The sequence below is a fragment of the Streptomyces sp. ID05-39B genome (genome assembly GCF_033794725.1).
GTDB classification, from domain to species: domain Bacteria; phylum Actinomycetota; class Actinomycetes; order Streptomycetales; family Streptomycetaceae; genus Streptomyces; species Streptomyces bobili.
This window is the reverse complement of record NZ_JARGEF010000494.1, coordinates 1-1,672: the sequence shown is the minus strand read 5'-3', so window position 1 is coordinate 1,672 and position 1,672 is coordinate 1. Positions and strand designations below refer to the sequence as shown.

1 protein-coding gene is annotated in these 1,672 nt (G+C 69.4%); it reads left to right on the top strand.

Annotated elements, in window-relative coordinates; genetic code table 11:
* Nucleotides 1–122: 122 nt before the first annotated feature.
* The gene (locus tag P1P75_RS41420) at nucleotides 123–1,502 is read left to right on the top strand and encodes an IS1380 family transposase (protein ID WP_319265191.1); all 1,380 of its coding nucleotides are present in this window, start codon (nucleotides 123–125) and stop codon (nucleotides 1,500–1,502) included.
* The last annotated feature ends 170 nt before the right edge of the window (nucleotides 1,503–1,672 follow it).

The following is a 1,672-nucleotide window of genomic DNA, read 5'->3' as shown; positions in this document are numbered from 1 at the left end:
CCTCGCGCTTTCACGAGCGTGCCCGTCCATGCCTTGATCAAATAAGCGGAGAGTGCTCCTGACCTGCAACGATGGGACTTGTCTAGGGTCCTGTTGGCTGCACGGAAAGAAGCACTCTCCAGGTGAGCAAGAGTATCGGGTTGTACCCGCGTGTCCGCGTCGAGGGCGGTGGCAGCGGGGTGGTCTCGCAGGCCGGGGCGGTGCTGCTGGTCGAGACGGTCCGCAAGGTGGGCCTGGACGGGGCGATATCGGCGGCGCTGGCGCCGTGGCGCAAGCCGCGGGCGGTGCACGACCCGGGCAAGGTCCTGTTGGATGTCGCGCTCGCAACAGCTCTGGGCGGGGACTGCCTCGCCGATGTCGCCATGCTGCGGGCCGAGCCGGACGTGTTCGGCCCGGTGGCGTCCGATCCCACGGTCTCCCGGTTCATCGACGCCCTGGCTGCAGCCGGACCGAAGGCACTCGCAGCAATCCGGTCAGCGCGGGCCGAAGTGCGTTCGCGCGTCTGGGAGTTGGCCGGGGCGGACGGTCCGGCCGCCGACGGGCAGGTGACCGTGGACATCGACGGCGTGCTCGTCCTCGCCCACTCCGAGAAGCAGGACGCCACCGCGACCTGGAAGAAGACCTACGGCCATCACCCTCTCGTCGCGTTCGTCGACCACGGCCAAGCCGGGTCCGGGGAACCGGTGGCCGCGCTGCTGCGGCCCGGCAACGCAGGCTCCAACACCGCGAGCGATCACATCACCACCACTGGGCTCGCCCTGGCCCAACTCCCCACACACTTGCGGCGGGGACGGCAGACACTGATCCGCACCGACTCCGCCGGCGGCACCCACGCCTTCCTCGACTGGCTCACCCGGCGGGGCCGGTGGCTGTCGTATTCCGTCGGAATGACCATCACCGACACCCTCCACCAGGCCGTCCTGAAGATCCCGAAGAAGGCGTGGACACCGGCCTACGACGCGGGAGGCACCGAGCGGCCCGGCGCCTGGGTCGCGGAGATCACCGACATGCCCGACCTGAGCACCTGGCCCAAGGGCATGCGGCTGCTTGTCCGCAAGGAACGGCCGCACCCCGGCGCCCAGTTGCGCTTCACCGATGTCGACGGACTGCGGCTGACCTGCTTCGCGACCAACACACAGGGCGGTCAGCTCGCCGACCTGGAGCTGCGTCACCGCCGACGGGCCCGCTGCGAGGACCGCATCCGAAACGCCCGCGACACCGGACTGCGCAACCTCCCCCTGCACGACAGCGCACAAAACCGGATCTGGCTGGAGATCGTCTCCCTCGCGCTCGACCTGCTGGCCTGGATGCCGATGCTCGCCCTGACCGGCAAGACCCGCCGTTGGGAACCCAAGAAGCTCCGCCTGCGCCTGTTCTCCGCCGCCGCCCAGCTCGTGCACACCGGCCGCACCCGCCGGCTCCGGTTCACCGCCCGATGGCCCTGGACCGACGTCATCACCCGGGCGATCGACCAGCTCCAGGCCCTCCCGAACCCTGGCTGACCAGCTACTTCAACCGTCCCAACAACCCGCACGACCACCCCGGGAGTGGAACCCGGCGCCCACCCGACGCGACAGCCGGGCCATCAACGTGCCCCAGCTCCGAAAAGACCGCATCACACCAACACAGAGTCCCCGTCAGCACACCGACGAGGACTCATGAACGATCGAGG